This window comes from Actinomyces sp. HMSC075C01 (assembly GCF_001812965.1).
GTDB lineage: Bacteria > Actinomycetota > Actinomycetes > Actinomycetales > Actinomycetaceae > Actinomyces > Actinomyces acetigenes.
In genome coordinates, this window is sequence record NZ_KV810942.1 from 1 (window position 1) to 467 (window position 467).

Below are 467 nucleotides of genomic sequence, written 5' to 3' on the forward strand. Positions count from 1 at the left end.
GATCCACTCGGCGGTGTCCACCTGGGTGTGCATCGCATCGGCGCTCACCACCACCCCTTCCAGGTCCAAGGGTTCGAGAAGCTCCCTGAGCGCGGGGATCTCGTTGGACTTGCCTGCCACTCGCTGCTGGGTCAGTACGGCGCCGGTGGCGTGGTCCAAGGCGGCCAGGAGGTGCGGCGCCGGGTCCTTGCTGGTGCGGGCCCCACGCATGGTCTTGCCGTCCACCGCGATGACTGTTCTTCCTTCGATGGTGCCGGTGCGTGTGCACAACCATGACCTCAGGTGGGCATCAACGTCAGCGGGGTCCAGGTTCTGCAGGACTCGGCGGATGGTCGACTCTGAGGGCAGGGCCTGGCCCGCCGCTAGTCCCAGGGCCTCCAGGTCGGCGGCGGTCAGGTCGGTGGTGTGCTCCCATATCGCTGTCAGGCTGCGACAGCCGGCCAGCACCCCGGTCACGGCCAGGGACA

At 68.1% G+C, this 467-nt stretch carries 1 protein-coding gene; it reads right to left on the reverse strand.

Annotated features, from left to right (window positions below; all coding sequences use genetic code 11):
* A partial coding sequence (locus HMPREF2883_RS01825) for an ISAs1 family transposase (RefSeq protein ID WP_141758992.1) occupies positions 1–467 on the reverse strand: 467 nt, incomplete at both ends.